Source organism: Micromonospora sp. NPDC049366 (assembly GCF_044466625.1).
In the GTDB taxonomy this organism is placed as follows: domain Bacteria; phylum Actinomycetota; class Actinomycetes; order Mycobacteriales; family Micromonosporaceae; genus Micromonospora.
Genome location: NZ_JBITMV010000007.1, coordinates 86,205 through 101,425, shown reverse-complemented (window position 1 = coordinate 101,425; position 15,221 = coordinate 86,205). Strand labels below are relative to the sequence as shown.

Below are 15,221 nucleotides of genomic sequence, written 5' to 3'. Positions count from 1 at the left end.
ACCCCGAGCGCGCCCCTCGGCCACCTCCGTCGGCCGTCAGGCCGAGTAGCCAGAAGGGCAGACAACCCATGCCGAAACCCTTGTCCGTGCGGCGGCGACGTCGCCTCCCGATGGCGGCCGGCCTGGCCGCGACGATGGCCGTCGCGCTGCTGGTCACGCCGGCCTCGGCGACCGTGCCGCAGGCCCCGCCCGCCGATCCCGGCCCGGTCGCCGGCGAGCCGGCGAACGTCGTCGAGGTCCAGCTCGCCGGCACCGCCGAGCTGGACGCGCTGGTCGCGACCGGCGTCGACCTGGACCACCACGTCGAGCGCACCGAGAACGGCGTCGTCGCGCACGCGGTCATCACGCCCAGCGAGGCCGCGCGGCTGACCGCCGCCGGCTTCACCCTCGGCCGGGTGCTGCACCGGCCGCAGGACGCGCAGGCCCGCATCGCCGAGCGGGAGGCGACCATCGCCGAGCACGTCGCGGAGAACCGGGAGTTCGCCGCCGCGGCGGCCGACCCGACCGCCCCCGACGTCTCCGACATCAAAATCATTCGCGCGGACTACTACACCTCGGGCACCGGGCAGGTGCTCTCCGTCGAGGCGAAGTGGGCGCAGGGTCAGAGCGCGGCCGACACGCTGACCGTCGAGCGGGACAGCGGCCCGGGCACCGCGATCGGCTCCGGCGGGACGCAGACCATCTCCCGCTTCGTCGACGCCGGCGTCTACCTCTACCACCGTGGCGCCGCCTCGGTGACCAGCCGGCCCGAGTACATCCGGATCACCAGCCCGACCGGCGACGTGGCCGTGGCCAAGGTGCAGGAGTGGCTGCCCACCCCGGAGACCAGCCCCGAGGGGCCCGGCTACCAGAAGGACTTCGTCACCAGCTACCTCACCCCGACCGAGCTGTACGCGCGGATCCAGCAGCTTGCCGCCGAGTTCCCGAACCTGGCCGAGATCGTCGAGCTGCCGTACAAGACCAACGGCTACCGGCGGCACGCCCAGGCGGTCCTCGGCACCGCCAACAACAGCCGGGTCGCCGTCGACTCGCTCGCCTGGGGCCACCAGGGCGGCAACGACATCTCCGTCGAACTCGCCAACCCGGGCGCCGGCAACGCCGCCCTGGCCGTGACGGTCACCGGCACCGCCATCCGGGTGGACCTGGCCACCGACGGCTCGGGCGCGGTCACCAGCACCGCCGCGCAGGTGGTCGCGGCGCTCAACTCGGCGGCCGGGTCGTTGATCCGGGCGTACACCTATCGGGGCAGCCCGGGCAGCGGTGTGGTCGCGCCGGCGGCGCGGACCGCGCTCACCGACGACCTCAGCGCGCCGGCCACCGTCTCCCGTGAGCCGCACCCGGTGTACGCCATCCGCATCGGCAAGGTCCGCGACGGTTCCAAGCCGGGGGTGCTCGCGTACGCGCAGGAGCACGCCCGGGAGTGGGTGCCGCCGCTGGTCGCCGTCGAGACCGCCGAGCGGCTGCTGCGTAACTACGCGCACGACGGCCAGACCAAGCAACTGCTGAACAACCTGGACATCTGGATCGCCCCGTCGGTCAACCCCGACGGCGGCCACTACTCGTTCTACGACTTCAACTCGCAGCGCAAGAACATGACCAACCACTGCCCGTTGACCGGCTCCGCGGACTTCCTCGGCCGGGACTCGTGGGGCGTCGACAACAACCGCAACTACACCGAGTACAGCCTCTTCGACGGCTACTCGGGGGCGTCGACCAGCTGCACCAGCGGCACCTACGCCGGGCCGAGCGAGCTGTCCGAGCCGGAGAACAAGAACCTCGACTGGCTGGCGGCCCGCCCGAACATCAAGTTCTCGATGAACCTGCACTCGTCCGGCAACTACTTCATGTGGTCGCCGGGTGCGTACGCCCTGCCGGACCGCACCTCGGCGCCGCGCCCGACCCTCGCCCAGGAGTCGTTCTTCTGGGGGGCCTCCTCGCGGATCCTGACCGCCATCAAGCAGCACCGCAACATGGCGGTCACGCCGGCGCGCACCGGCCCGATCTCCGACGTGCTCTACTCGGCGGCGGGCAACTCGGGCGACATGCTCTGGTACAAGTACGGCATCTACGCCTGGAACTTCGAGGTCGGCACGTCCTTCCAGCCGGACTGGGAGGAGGCGCACGCCGAGACGATGGAGTTCTCCAACGGCCTCGTCGAGCTGATGCGGGTCGCCCGCGACTTCGCGAAGGACAAGAGCCGCCCGGAGAGCGGCCTGACGGTCACCGCCAGCTCGACGCCGGGCATGGTGAACGTGACGTTCGGGACCAGTGAGCCGGCGGCGGTGTTCTACACCCTCGACGGCAGCGCGCCGACCTACGAGTCCACCCTGTACGGCTCGGCCGGCATCCGGGAGGGCGGCGAGACGGTGACCGTCCCGGCTGGCACGCGGATCCACTGGTTCTCGGTGGACGCGGCGGGCAACGTCGAGCAGAACTACCAGCCCGACGGTCGCGGCAAGAACTACCGCAAGGCCCAGGCCGTCCTCACCACCGGCTGATCCGGCCGTCGACCGGCGGCCGCGGCGCACCGTCCCGCGTCGTGGCCGCCGGTTCCCGACCGGGCGGGACCCGCCCGGTCAGACGGCTCAGCGCAGGAAGTCGGCCATCGTCGCCACGAACGACTCCGGGTCGTCGAGCCAGGGGAAGTGCCCGGCTCCCGGCTGCACCACCAGCTGGGCGTGGGGGAACAGCTTCGCGTAGTCGGCGGCGCAGGTCGGCGGAAGCCCCACGTCGTAGCCGCCGGCGAGGAGGAGCACCGGGGCCGGGAGCTGCGCGAGGGCGGATCGGACGGCGGCGGGGTCGGGCGCGCCGGGGGCGTAGTAGAGCGGTGCGACGGCGCTGTCGCGCTCGGCGTCCATCCGGGCGCAGTACGCCTCGTGGGCCGCGTCCCACCGGCCGTGGCTGAACGGTTCGATCGCCGTCCAGTCCGCCTCGGTCGCGTCACCGGACCAGATCCGACCGAACGCCTCGGACGCGGCCGGGAACCAGGGCTCGCCCCGGCGCAGCTCGGCGAGCGCGCGACGGTCCTGGTCGGTCACCTCCACCCCGACCGGTCGAGGACTCGGCGTGACCAGGGCCAGGCTGTTGACGCGATCGGGGTGCCGGGCGGCGTACGCGAGGGCCAGCGACGCCCCGGCCGAGTGCCCGACCAGGTCGAGCCGGTCGAGCCCGAGGTGGGTGCGCAGCGCCTCGACGTCGCCGACCTGCCGGTCCCACCGGTAGCTTGCCGGGTCGGCCGGCGCGGCGGAGCCGCCGGTGCCGCGCAGGTCCAGCCGCACCAGGCAGCGGTACGCGGACAGTCCGCCCAGGTCGTCGAGGTAGGACGAGGGCAGCAGGGGGCCGCCGGGCAGGCACACCACCGGCGGGCCGTTCCCGATCCGGTGGTAGGCGAGCCGGGTGCCGTCGTCGCTCGGGAAGGTGTCCACCGGGGGAGCCTACGCACCGTGTCCTCATCGGGCGAGCTGTATACGACAGACGTAGGAGCCGACGACGATCACCTCCCGCACCTGTCCGATGACCCACCGCTTGCGGGTTCCTAGGGTGCGAGGCAACCGCCGCACCGGCGGCGCTCGCCCCTGCGGGACGAGCGGGTCCATGGCCGGTGCCGGACAAGGGGAGGAGCACGATGCGAACCACAAGGAGCTGGTGGCGAGTGTCGGCGGTGGTCGCGTTGACCGTCGCCGTCGGCTTACCGGCGGGCGTCGCGACGGCCAAGCCGCCGGCGGACCGTCTCGGGCCGGTCGTTCAGAACGGGGTGACCCAACCGGTGTACGGGTACGCCGACGCGATCCGCGAGCGGGTGTTCGTCACTTCCGACGTCGACACGGACGCCGACGGGGCGCGGGACGTCGTGGCCATGGACATCATCCGGCCCAAGGCCAGCGACCAGGGGCTGCGCGTACCGGTGATCATGGATGCCAGCCCGTACTACTCGACGGTCTGCCGGGGCAACGAGAGCGAGTGCAAGGCCGATGTGGACGGCGACGGTCTCAACGACCAGTGGCCGCTCTTCTACGACAACTACTTCGTCCCCCGCGGCTACGCGGTCGTCCTCCTGGACATGATCGGCACCAACAACTCGACCGGCTGCCCGGTCACCGGTGGCCGCGCCGACAACATCAGCGCGCCGACCGCGATCGACTGGCTCAACGGCCGGCGGACCGGCACCGACGCCAGCGGGAAGCGGGTCTACGCGTCCTGGCACAACGGCAAGAGCGGCATGATCGGCAAGTCGTACGACGGCACGCTCGCCAACGCGGCCGCAGCCACCGGCGTCAGCGGCCTCAGCACGATCGTGCCGATCTCGGCCATCTCCAGCTGGTACGACTACTCGCGCAGCAACGGGTTGGTCACCCGCGCCAACAACTACTCCGGAAGCCTCGCCAACACGGTCACCAACCCGGAGCGGCGGGAGCACTGCGCGGCGGTGCGGGAGCAGCTCGGTGTCGACGGCGACGACGTCACCGGCGACTACAGCCCCTTCTGGGCGGAGCGCGACTACGTCCCGGACGCCGGCAAGGTGCGCGCCAGCGTCTTCGTGGTGCACGGCATCAACGACAACAACGTCCGGCCGGACCACTTCAGCAAGTGGTGGGACGCCCTGGCCGCGCACAACGTGCCGCGCAAGCTCTGGATGACCGGCACCGGGCACGTCGACCCGTTCGACTTCCGCCGGGGCGAGTGGGTGGACACGCTGCACCGCTGGTTCGACTACTGGCTGTACGGCGTCCGCAACGACATCATGGCCGAGCCGAGGGTCGACATCGAGCGGGCGCCGGACGTCTGGGAGACCCACGGCGACTGGCCGGTCCCGGGCACCAGCGCCACGCAGGTGTGGCTGCGGCCCGGCGCCGACGGCGCGGCCGGCGCCCTGTCGCTGCACCCGGAGCGCGGCAACACGTCCCGGACGTTCCAGGACACCCCGACGATGAGCCAGGCCAACGCGATCCGGCACCCGTCGGACCCGCAGGCCAACACCCAGAACCGGCTGGTGTTCCTGTCCGAGCCGCTGAAGGCGCCGCTGCACCTGTCGGGGACGCCGATCGTGCGGATCAAGGCGTCGGTCAACGGCGAGGACACCAGCTTCGCCGGCCTGCTGGTCGACTACGGCACCCGGCCCCGGTTCGGCACCTCCGGCGACGGCATCCGCACCCTCACCCCGGAGGACTGCTGGGGCGAGCAGGCCACCTGGGGTGGCTTCGCCGAGAACGCCTGCTACCGGGAGACCGAGAAGGTCGTGGCCACCGACCCGCAGGAGCTGGTGACCAAGGGGATCCTCGACGGTCAGAACCTGAAGTCCCTGTCGGTGACCACCCCGCTGGCGCCCGGCAAGAAGAACGCGGTGGAGATGCCGCTGCTGCCCGAGGACTACGTCTTCGCGGCCGGCAACCAGATCGGCGTGGTGCTGCTCGGCTCGTACTCCGGCTACAGCAGCCGGGCCAAGCAGAACCGGGCCGACATCACCGTCCACTTCGACAGCACCCGCATCGAGCTGCCGATCGTCGGCGGCCGGTCGGCGGCTGCCCGGGCCGGTCTGTGACGGCGGGCGGGCGGGGCGCCTGCGGGCGTCCCGCCCGCCCCCCGGGTCAGTCCTCGGGCCGGTACGCGCCGGTGAGCCGGCCCAGCTTCAACGCCAGGTGCAGGCAGAGCCGCTCGTTGCCGTCCTTCAGGTCGGTCTCGGCCAGCTCCTCGATGCGCTGCAACCGGTAGTAGAGGGTGGTGCGGTGCAGCCGGAGCTGCTCCGCGGTCGCGTGCGCGTTGCCGGCCAGGTCCAGGTAGCGCTCCAGCGTCTGCAGCAGCACCGGGTTCGGCTGGTCGCGCAGCAGCCGCTCCAGCCCCGGGTGCACATCGGCCATGTCGAGATGCCGACCCTCCAACCGGGACAGCACCCGGTAGATGCCGAGCCCCGCCCAGGAGACGACGGGGCCGAGCGCCGACAGCCGAGCGCCCACGCGCGCCGCTTGCAACGCCTCGCCGTATGAGCCGAACGCCTCGGCCAGCCCCGGTCGGGTCTGCCCGATGCCGACGACGGCGCGCTCGACCGAGTCGAGCCCGCGGCTGGCGTGCCGCAGGTTGTCCTCGAGCAGCTTCGCGGCGACCTCGGGGGAGGGGCGCCCACCGCCCCGGCCGCCGCAGAGCAGCAGCACCCCGTGGTCGTCGCGGACCAGGTGCAGCGCCTCGCGGGTGCCGATCCACCGGCGGGTGGCGACCAGCGCCTGCTCCAGCGCGAGGCGGGCGACCTCGTCGGGCAGGTCGTCATCCGGGGTGACCAGGTGCGCGACGAGGACCGTGGCCGGTCCGTCGCCGGTGATCATGCCGGCCTCGCGGAGCGTCCGCATGGACTGCGTCCGGGTCGCCCTGTTGTCCGACAGCAGCGTCCGCGTCGCCTCGGTCTCCCGCTTCCAGGCCAGTTCGCCGAGGAGGTTCTCCCGGTAGAGCGCCAGGGACAGCTCGCTCATCAGGCCGGTGGCGGCGAGGTCCGCGTCGGCCATCGTGCCGTCCGGGTCGATGAACCAGACGAACCCCAGCAGCAGGTCCTGGTGACGGATCGGGACGCAGACCCGCGGCAGCAGGTCCAGCTCCGCCGAGGCCGGCGTGCGCACCGGCGCGCGGGCGTCCATGATCCCCGTGTTGCGGAACCAGGCCATCACCTCCGGGGTCGACTGCCGGCGCAGGATCGAGGCCCGGCGCACGTCGTCCATCAGGCCGGTGTGCTCGCTGTAGACGACCACCCGCTGTCGCCGGTCCTCGATCAGCGCCGGGCGGCCGGCGTAGGCGGCGAGAGCGTCCACAAGGCGTTGCAGCTCACCCTGCACGAGTTCCTCCCGTCGGCTCGTCGGCGGACCGTCACCTCTTCGGGTACCCCGTTGTGCCCTCGGTGTCGCACGCGCGGCCACGACCTGGCAGGTCGAGGGACCACGGCACAGAACGATCATGCTGCCCGGCGTGGGCCGGGACAAGGTTCCGGCCGTGGTCAGCTGCGACGCACCGGGCCGACCGGGCGGCGGGCGGGGAGGTTTCGTCCAACGAGGACAGCCCCGGTGCGGTCGGCTGGGCGACCGGCACCGGGGCTGCGGAGGAGGGGGTCAGCGCGAGCGGATGATCTCGTCCAGCAGCGCGGCGAACCGCTGCGGGTCGGCCAGGAACGGCGAGTGGCCGCCGGGCCAGCGGCGGGTCGCGGTGGCGTGCGCGGCCATCGTCTCCTGCAGGGCGGGCGGGATCGTCCGGTCGTCGTCGCAGACGACGTACGTGGACGGGATGTCGTGCCACGCGGCGCGCGTGACGGTGCCGGTGAAGGACAGGAGGCTCTGGTCGACCAGGTCCGCGACCGCCCGGGCCGCCACGTCCCGCGGCACGTCGTGGTAGAGGGCCTCGCCGGGGCTGTCCATCAGCGGGAAGAGCCCGGTGGTGTCCGCCGGCACCGCCATGCCGTGGCGGCTGTACATCGACTCGCCGTCGTCGAGAAGGTACGCGGCCACGTAGATCAGGTGCGCGACGTTGGTCGCGCCGGTCACGCCCTCGCTGGTGGGGATGCCGGCGTACGAGTGGGCGACGACCACGGCGGGCCCGTCCACCTGGTCCAGCTCCTTGCGGATCACCGCGGCGTCGTCGTACATCGAGGCGGTCGGCGCCGGGTCCCGGCCGGCGCTGGGCAGCGCGACCACCCGGGTCTCGTAGCCGAGCGCGGTGAGCGCGCTCCGGGTGGCGTCCCAGGTCGAGGGGCGGTGCCAGGCGCCGTGCACCAGCACGACCGTCGGGCGGCCGGAACCTGTGGTCATCGTCGTACCTCCGTCGGTGGCCCGGTCCGCGGGGAGGGCGCGAACCGGTGTCCGGAAACTCTGTCGGACATTGCGTCGGACAGTGTGTCCGACGCTAGCAGGGCCGCGGGCCGGGTGACAGGGACGGGTGATCCGGCCCACCCGGGCCGCCGGTCCGCGCACCACGCGCGGCCCGGCCCGCGCTGCGGGTCGGCCGGTGACTCGTTCACCCCGGTGGGATCACCGTGCGGAAGGGGTGTGGTGGCCGTGGGATGCCCGACCGGGGCCGGGGCCGGGGCCCGCCGGTGACGGCGCTCTCCGTCGTGCGTACGGCGGGCAGCCCGGAGCGGCCGACGTTCCTGGAGCTGCTGGTCGACCTGGTGTACGTCTTCGCGCTCACCCGGGTCTCCCAACGCCTGATCGACGATGTGGCCGCGCCGACGCGGCTGCCCTTCGCCGCGATCGGGGAGACGCTGCTTCTCCTGCTGGCGCTGTGGCTCACCTGGCTGATCACCGTGTGGTCCACCAGTTGGCTGGATCCCGAGGTCCCGGTGATCCGGGTGGTCCTGCTGATCACGATGGTCGGCAGCATGGTGATGGCCGTCGCCGTGCCGCGCGGCTTCACCGACCACGCGCTCGTCTTCGCGGTGGCGTACGTCGGCGTCCAGCTGACCCGGGTCGTCTACTACGGCCTCGCGACGCGCCGGTCGGGCGGCGCCCCGTCGGCGCTGCGCTCCCTCTTCTGGTCCGGGCTGGCCGCGCCGCTGTGGATCGTGGGCGCCCTGATTCCGCAGGAGCCGGCGCGCGCCGCCCTGTGGGCCGCCGGCCTGCTGGTGCAGTACACGGCCTGGGCCCTGGGCTACCCGGTTCCCTGGTACGGCCGGGACCGGATCGCCGACCAACCCGTCGCGGCCGGCCACCTGGCCGAGCGGTACCAGCAGTTCCTGCTGATCGCCCTGGGCGAGGTCATCTTCACCATCGGCGTGGCGTTCAGCGGCGGCCCGTTCCTGCTGCCCGAGACGGTCGGGTTCGCGCTGGGGATCGGCGCGACGGTGCTGTTCTGGCAGATCTACTTCCAGCGGGCCGGCCGGGTGTTGACGGAGGCGATCGGCGCCGCCCGGCGACCGTCGATCATCGGCTTCTCCGCCGCCTACGCCCACCTGCCGATGATCGTCGGCATCGTGCTCTCCGGCGTCGGCTACGAACTGGTCATCTCCGAGCCGCTCGCGGCGCCCGAACCGATGTGGCTGCTCGCCATCCTGGGTGGCCCGGGGCTCTTCCTGGCCGGACGGGCGGGCCTGGAGTTCCAGATGTACAGCCGGGTCTCCCGGTCACGGACGGCCGGGTTCGTGCTGCTCGGCGCGCTGGTGCCGGTGCTGTGGCGGGTACCGCCGTTGGCCGCCGGCGCGGTGGCGACCGCCGTTCTGCTCGGCGTCGCCCTGGCGGACCTGCGGCGGGCGCGCGGACGGGAACCGGAACTGCCCGTTCCCCGGCCCTGAGCGGCACCGCGTGGGGGACGACACAGTGATCGACGGTTCGGGCGAACGCCGCCATCGGCTCGGCCTAGCATGATGCGTGATCAAGATTCGGACGTCGCGGAACCGGGCTCCGGGCTCGGCCGTCGTCACGCTGCCCATGGTCGTCACTGTGTCGCGGTTCCGGGTCGCCCCGGGCGCCTTCCCGAGCGAGGTGCGGGGATGACCGACGGATCGCCCCGGCAGCTGGTCGAGGAGTTGCTGAACGACGGCGGCGGCGTGCTGCGCCTCGCGCCGGCCTTCGTCGCCCGGGACCTGGTGCCGCCGGGCCGGCGGTTCGGCCTGCCCGAGGACGCGTACGACCTCGGCGAGCGGGGTTACATCTGCGAGCGGTGGCTCGGCTCGACGACCAAGGCGGACAACCGGATCGGCCCGGCCGACGAGGGGCTCAGCCACATCGTCGACTCCACCGGGCGGCCCCGGATGACCCTGCGGGACGCGGTCGCCGCCGACCCGGGAGCGATCATGGGTGCGGCGTACGCGTCGGCCCACCCCGCGGGCCTCGGACGGCTGGCGAAGCTGCTCGACTACGGCGACCGGATCCCGTTCCACATCCACCCGCCCCAGCGCTTCGCCGAGCTGGTCGGTCGCCGCTCGAAGGACGAGGCCTACTACTTCCCGGCCGGCGTCGACATGGGCGCCCACCCGGAGACGTTCTTCGGGGTGCACCCGTGGATCGTGCGGGAGGGCAAGTACGACGTGCTGCTGCCGTACCTCGTCGACTGGAACAGCAACCTGATCCTGCGGCACTCGCGTGCCGAGCTGCAGGTGCCGGACGAGGGCTTCCAGGTGCCGTCGGGCGTGCTGCACGGACCGGGCACGGCGCTGACCCTGGAGCTGCAGGAGGACTCGGACGTCTTCGCGATGTTCCAGGCCCTCAACGCCGGCCGGATCATCGACAAGGAGTTGCTCTTCCACGACGTACGCGCCGAGGACCGCGGCGAGCACGGCGAGCGGTTCCCGCTCAACTTCGTGGAGTGGGAGCTCAACGGCGACCCGTTCTTCTACGAGAACAACCACCTGACGCCCCAGCCGATCGACGGGTCGGGCGGCGGCCAGGAGTCGTGGATCTTCTACAACACCGCGAAGTACAGCGGGAAGAAGCTCGTCGTCCCGCCGGGCGGCCGGCACACCGCGGTCGAGAACGGCGTCTACTCGCTGCTTGTATGGTCCGGCAGCGGCCGGTACTGCGGCCACGACGTCCAGGGCGGCGACGCCGACCGGGACGAGCTGCTGATCAGCCACGACGTGGCGACCGCGCCGCACACGATCGAGAACACCGGCGACACCGACCTGGTGGTCTTCACCTTCTTCGGCCCGGACGTCAACGACACGCCGACCATCCCGCGCTACCCGGCCTGACACCCGTTCGGCGTACCGGCCCGCGACCCGGGCCGGTACGCCGCCGGGTCGGCCGCACTAGGCTCGGCGCATGGCGAGGTACTACGACGTGCACCCGGACAACCCGCAGCCCCGGGCCGTCGGACAGGTCGTCGACCTGATCCGCTCCGGCGGACTGGTCGCCTACCCCACGGACTCCTGCTACGCGCTCGGCTGCCAACTCGGCAACCAGGAGGGCCTGGACCGGATCCGCGAGATCCGCCGCCTCGACGAGCGCCACCACTTCACCCTCGTCTGCCGGGACTTCGCCCAGCTCGGCCAGTTCGTCAAGGTCAGCAACGCGGTGTTCCGGCTGGTCAAGGCGTCCACCCCGGGCAGCTACACCTTCATCCTGCCGGCCACCCGGGAGGTGCCGCGCCGGATGCTGCACCCGCGCAAGCGCACCGTCGGCGTGCGTGTGCCGGACCACGCGGTCACCCAGGCGCTCCTGGCCGAGCTGGGGGAGCCGCTGGTGTCGAGCACGCTGATCCTGCCCGGCGACGACGAGCCGATGACCCAGGGATGGGAGATCAAGGAACGCCTCGACCACCTGGTCGACGCGGTGGTCGACGCCGGCGAGTGCGGCAAGGAGCCGACCACCGTGGTCGACCTGTCGCAGGACGAGCCGGAGGTGCTGCGCCGGGGCGCCGGCGACCCGTCCCGCTTCGAGTATTAGACGTCCCCTTCCGGGCGCGGGTCGGCGGGCGTCGGGCCGGCGTCGTGCGGCGGCCGGATCCGGGCGAGCCGGCGGGTCAGGCCGGTCAGCCACAGGTCGACCTCCACGAGGTGGCGCACCGGTGGCCCGGTCTCCCCGTCGACCAGCGGCCTGAGGCGGTCGATCTGGTCCACGCAGCCGCCGCGGGTGACCTCCACGTGCGGCGACCTCCCGCGCGCGACCTGCTCCGACCCCAGGACGTACGACGAGCGGACGGCCCCGGCCGCGTCCCGCAGCGCGGCGTCCACCCGCGCCCACCCGGCCAGTGAGCCGGGCGGGTTGCGGCGCAGCAGCGCCTCCGCGCCGTACACCGCGTGCTGGCCGGCGGCCATCGCGGCCTCCCAGTCCACGTGCCGGGTCCGGAGGTCATGGCGTTCCGACTGGAACTGGTGGTACGAGGCGGTGGTGAGGTTCATCGCCGCCCGCGCCCGGATCAACGCCGAGTCGGGTCGCCCGCCGCCGAGGACCGCCTCGACCGTCGCGACGACCGCGTCGCCGCTCGCCGCCAGGTAGCGGGCGGCGTTGCGGCGCAGGTCGCCGCTCGCGCCATGCGGCCACATGAGCACCCCGGCGAGGATGCCGATCGCACCGCCGATCAGGACGTTCTCCAGGCGGGCCTCGGCGAGGCGCCAATCGGCGGGCGCCAACTGGGCGAAGACGAAGGTGAGCAGCAGGGTGAACATCACCTGCGCCCAGAGCTGGCTCCACAGCCGGCCGACGGTGAACGCCAGCACCATGGTGACCGGCAGCGCCACCACGTAGATGACCGGGTCACGGACCAGGAGCAGTAGCAGACCGCTGGCGGCGGCGCCCAGGGCCGTGCCGAGCACGGCCGGCCGCAGGGCCGTGCGGGTGTCCACGGCCGAGGTCCGCAGGATGGTCAGGGTCGCGAGAAGCACCCAGAAGCCGTGCATGAGGTCCAGGCTTCCGGCGACCACCCGCGCCGCGGCCAACGCCACCGCCACCCGCAGCGCCGACTGCGCCGGCGCCGACCAGGGCGACAGGTACGCGCGGAACTGCCGCCCGTAGCGCACCCACGGTGACCGGCCCGCGTCGACGAACAACTCCCGGTACGCCCCGGCGTCGGCCGCTCCCCGCACCGGCGCGCCGACGGCCAGCCGGGCGGCGACGGCGACGATGCGGACCTGGTCGGCGACGGTCAACGCGGTCACGTCCCGGCACAGCCGGGGCACGTCGAGACCGTCGACGGCCGGTCTGTCGGGGTACGCCGACTCGGCCCGCCGCACGGCCGCGTCGAGCGCGGCGAGGTCGACCGGTGGCGCAGTGGTGCGCAGGCCCCGGGCGGCGGCGCGTGCCGTGTCGGCGCAGCAACGCAGCAGCGCGCCCGCCTCGGCTGCTGGCGCCGACCGTGGGGGCGTCCCTGCCGCCAGTTGGTCGGCCTCGGCGAGGGCTTCCCGCAGCGCCGCCCCGCACACCCGCAGCGCCCGGTCCCGGATCCCGGCCGCGGTCGGCCGCTGCGGGGCGGGCAGCCGGGCGAGGCGCAGCTGGTCGACCGCCTCGCCGGCGGCGGCGCGCAGCCGGCTCCGGTCGCGCTGGGCGGCCGCCGGTTCCGTCACCGTCGCCGCCGTCGCGTCCAGGTACGTGGCGAGCAGCCCGGCCGCTTCGGCGAGGCGACGCGGGTAGGACACCGGCGTGGGGTCGGGCCAGAGCAGCACCTCGGTGAGGGCGATCAGGCCGATGCCGAGGGTCACCCCGCCCAGCCGCTCCACCAGCGTGTCCGGCTGGTACGGCGGGAACGACGCCAGGATGTAGAAGAGTTGGAGCGCGGTGGCCAGGCCGACCAGACGGGGTCCACCCACCCCGGCGAAGGCCACGGCGAAGCCGATGACGAGCATCCCGCCGGCCGCCGCCCAGGTGTTCCCGGCCAGCGCGGTGCCGGTGGCGACCAGCGCCCAGGCCACCGGCATCGCCGCGAGCAGGCTGCCGGCCCGCTCCCGCGCCGATCCGGGTAGCTGGGCGAACGCCCCGGCGGCGACCGCGCCGAAGAGTCCGTACGTGGCGAGGTTGACGCTGTGCAGGGCGTACCGGCCGGCGTAGAAGACGGTGGACGCGACGAGGGTCAGCCGGACGGCACGCCGCAGCGCGACGTGTCCGGGGTCGCGGCGGCGTAGCCACGCCAGGCTGGTTGCGAGCACGCTCGGCCCCCGGGTCTCTCGTGCGCGGCTCTCATCCCCGGTCCTCCATTGTTCCCGGGAACATGCCGGCCCGGGCGCGCTTCGCCGGCAAGACGACCGGCCGCACAGCCCAGCCGGCCGCACAGCCGGATGGGCTCGGTGCCGGTCTGGAGCCGGACAGGCTCCCGGCCGGACGGCCTCAGGGTTCGGCGGCGGCCGGTCCGGTCAGAGCCGGTGCCGGACCCACACGTTGGGCTCGACGTAGACGGCGTGGTCGTGAACGACGTCGACCTGCACCGGCACCAGGGCGCCGGGCACGTGCACCGGGCCGCTGGTGTCGAACGGCAGACCCGTCCAGCCGCGCCAGTCGGCGAGGGTGCCGGTGACGACCATGGACCGGGGAGCGACGCGTTCGATGCGCCCGCCCGCGCGGACGTGCACCCGCAGCCAGGGGTCGACCGGCAGGCCGTCGGGGCGGACCTGGGCGGCGTACTCGGTCATCGGCAGGTCCGGCTGGAGGTGCTTGCCGCTGGGGCGCACCGGGGCGACGAGGGTGTCGTAGCCCTGCTTCGCGACCGCCTGACGCATCGCGTCGAGCATCAGCGCGGACAGCCCGGTGCCGCGCCGGTGCGGGCGGACGCAGATCTCCAACGCCGACACGATGGTCGGGGCGGCCCCGGTGAGCCGGTCGATGGTCGCCCGCTGGATCACCCGGTCCCAGCCGCCGTCGGGCAGCTCGCCCTCGGCCCACCGGAACGGGGCCGCGTACGCGCGAGCCACCGCGCGCCCGGGCTCGTCGGAGTCGACGGCCGCGAAGACGAACTCCGGGTACAGGTCGTGCGCGACGCTGTAGTAGACCGAACCCATCGGGTCCCAGAGCATGAACGGCGGCCAGGCCCCCTCGAAGTCCTCGTCGAGCAGCGGCCGGAGGTCGGGGCGGTCCGCCAGGGACATGATGTCGAGGGTCACGGCCGGAACGCTAGAGGGCGCGGCCGCGGCCCGCACGTCATATTCGCCCGCCGAGCCGCCGAGCCGCCGAGCCGCCGAGCCGCCGAGCCGACCGGGGCGTGACCCGTACGCGCGGTCGCCGTTCAGCTCCGACGTCGCCGCGCGATCCGTGGCCCGCCCCGGTGCGGCCTCACGCCGCGGAGGCGGTGTTCTCCACGTCGCGGGTCGGCATGCCTCGCCGGGCCGCCGGCACCACGCTGGCCGACCAGCCGGCGGACGTCGGCCGCACCGGCTCGGTGACCTGCGCCTGCCGCAGCGCCAGCTGGGCGTTGTTCCACGGCGTGCAGGGCCACGCCTCGCCGGCGCACAGCAGGTTGCGGCACCCGCCCTCGCCGTCGGGCTCGTGCGCGTCGGCCACCCCCAGGGCGAGCTTCCACAGCAGCGGATCGGTCACCCCGTCGGGACGGTCGGTGCTGCCGTCGACGTGGCCTGTTTCGGACATGGTGGATTCCCCCTCGGATACGGTGCCGCCGTACCTTCACCCGTGCGACCCCCCGGTAAACATCGGTGGCGCGGCGGCCCTGGGCTGTCTTGCCCGTACCCGGATTCTCGCCGAGGCCGGCGGCCAACCCGCACGCCGTTCGTCGACGTGTCGCAGGCGTCACCAAACCATGGCCGGCACGGGGACGTGTGGTCACGGCACGTGACAGGACAGCTCCGGCGCGTTGCCATCGGCCGGGGCGAGTGCCCG

The 15,221-nt window shown here is 73.3% G+C and carries 11 protein-coding genes; 5 read left to right on the top strand and 6 right to left on the bottom strand.

Annotated features, from left to right (window positions below; translation table 11 throughout):
- The first annotated feature begins 68 nt into the window (after positions 1-68).
- A complete protein-coding gene (locus ACIBTV_RS12465) occupies positions 69-2,498 on the top strand; it encodes a M14 family zinc carboxypeptidase (protein WP_396704155.1) in 2,430 nt (809 codons plus the stop codon).
- A gap of 87 nt (positions 2,499-2,585) precedes the next feature.
- On the opposite strand, the gene ACIBTV_RS12460 is transcribed toward ACIBTV_RS12465, so the two are convergent.
- Complete coding sequence (locus ACIBTV_RS12460) at positions 2,586-3,425, bottom strand: alpha/beta fold hydrolase (protein WP_396704153.1); 840 nt, start codon at positions 3,423-3,425, stop codon at positions 2,586-2,588.
- Between the two features lie 200 nt (positions 3,426-3,625).
- Here ACIBTV_RS12460 and ACIBTV_RS12455 point away from each other — a divergent pair, with 200 nt between their 5' ends.
- On the top strand, positions 3,626-5,539 hold the full coding sequence (locus ACIBTV_RS12455) for a Xaa-Pro dipeptidyl-peptidase (RefSeq protein WP_396704151.1): 1,914 nt from the start codon (positions 3,626-3,628) through the stop codon (positions 5,537-5,539).
- 46 nt (positions 5,540-5,585) lie between these two features.
- Here the strand turns inward: ACIBTV_RS12455 and ACIBTV_RS12450 are convergent, their stop codons facing one another.
- Together ACIBTV_RS12450 and ACIBTV_RS12445 are read right to left on the bottom strand one after the other, a co-directional pair.
- Positions 5,586-6,815 carry a PucR family transcriptional regulator gene (locus tag ACIBTV_RS12450; protein ID WP_396704149.1) on the bottom strand — a complete coding sequence of 410 codons (1,230 nt, stop codon included), beginning with the start codon at positions 6,813-6,815 and terminating at the stop codon, positions 5,586-5,588.
- Positions 6,816-7,085: 270 nt separating this feature from the next.
- Positions 7,086-7,778 (bottom strand): alpha/beta hydrolase, encoded by a 693-nt coding sequence (locus ACIBTV_RS12445; protein WP_396704147.1) that lies wholly within the window; start codon positions 7,776-7,778, stop codon positions 7,086-7,088.
- Positions 7,779-8,029: 251 nt separating this feature from the next.
- Between ACIBTV_RS12445 and ACIBTV_RS12440 the strand changes: the two genes are divergently transcribed.
- The 3 genes from ACIBTV_RS12440 (at position 8,030) to ACIBTV_RS12430 (ending at position 11,348) form a co-directional block, all read left to right on the top strand.
- A complete protein-coding gene (locus tag ACIBTV_RS12440) occupies positions 8,030-9,256 on the top strand; it encodes a low temperature requirement protein A (RefSeq protein ID WP_396704145.1) in 1,227 nt (408 codons plus the stop codon).
- A gap of 198 nt (positions 9,257-9,454) precedes the next feature.
- The gene (locus ACIBTV_RS12435) at positions 9,455-10,654 is read left to right on the top strand and encodes a hypothetical protein (protein WP_396704143.1); all 1,200 of its coding nucleotides are present in this window, start codon (positions 9,455-9,457) and stop codon (positions 10,652-10,654) included.
- Between the two features lie 70 nt (positions 10,655-10,724).
- Positions 10,725-11,348, top strand: coding sequence for an L-threonylcarbamoyladenylate synthase (locus tag ACIBTV_RS12430; RefSeq protein WP_396704141.1), 624 nt, complete (start codon positions 10,725-10,727; stop codon positions 11,346-11,348).
- On the opposite strand, the gene ACIBTV_RS12425 is transcribed toward ACIBTV_RS12430, so the two are convergent.
- From ACIBTV_RS12425 to ACIBTV_RS12415, 3 genes are all read right to left on the bottom strand, one after another.
- Positions 11,345-13,543 (bottom strand): FUSC family protein, encoded by a 2,199-nt coding sequence (locus ACIBTV_RS12425; protein ID WP_396704139.1) that lies wholly within the window; start codon positions 13,541-13,543, stop codon positions 11,345-11,347. The genes ACIBTV_RS12430 and ACIBTV_RS12425 overlap by 4 nt on opposite strands.
- A gap of 204 nt (positions 13,544-13,747) precedes the next feature.
- Positions 13,748-14,491 carry an N-acetyltransferase gene (locus ACIBTV_RS12420; RefSeq protein ID WP_396704137.1) on the bottom strand — a complete coding sequence of 248 codons (744 nt, stop codon included), beginning with the start codon at positions 14,489-14,491 and terminating at the stop codon, positions 13,748-13,750.
- 169 nt (positions 14,492-14,660) lie between these two features.
- A complete protein-coding gene (locus ACIBTV_RS12415) occupies positions 14,661-14,972 on the bottom strand; it encodes a hypothetical protein (RefSeq protein ID WP_396704135.1) in 312 nt (103 codons plus the stop codon).
- Positions 14,973-15,221: the final 249 nt, after the last annotated feature.

What these genes read in the sequence shown, in the direction of transcription:
- ACIBTV_RS12440 (WP_396704145.1), top strand. Translation starts at nt 8,030, where the DNA reads ATGCCCGACCGGGGCCGGGGCCGGGGCCCGCCGGTGACGGCGCTCTCC.
- ACIBTV_RS12465 (WP_396704155.1), top strand. Translation starts at nt 69, where the DNA reads ATGCCGAAACCCTTGTCCGTGCGGCGGCGACGTCGCCTCCCGATGGCG.
- ACIBTV_RS12430 (WP_396704141.1), top strand. Translation starts at nt 10,725, where the DNA reads ATGGCGAGGTACTACGACGTGCACCCGGACAACCCGCAGCCCCGGGCC.
- ACIBTV_RS12435 (WP_396704143.1), top strand. Translation starts at nt 9,455, where the DNA reads ATGACCGACGGATCGCCCCGGCAGCTGGTCGAGGAGTTGCTGAACGAC.
- ACIBTV_RS12445 (WP_396704147.1), bottom strand. Translation starts at nt 7,778, where the DNA reads ATGACCACAGGTTCCGGCCGCCCGACGGTCGTGCTGGTGCACGGCGCC.
- ACIBTV_RS12455 (WP_396704151.1), top strand. Translation starts at nt 3,626, where the DNA reads ATGCGAACCACAAGGAGCTGGTGGCGAGTGTCGGCGGTGGTCGCGTTG.
- ACIBTV_RS12415 (WP_396704135.1), bottom strand. Translation starts at nt 14,972, where the DNA reads ATGTCCGAAACAGGCCACGTCGACGGCAGCACCGACCGTCCCGACGGG.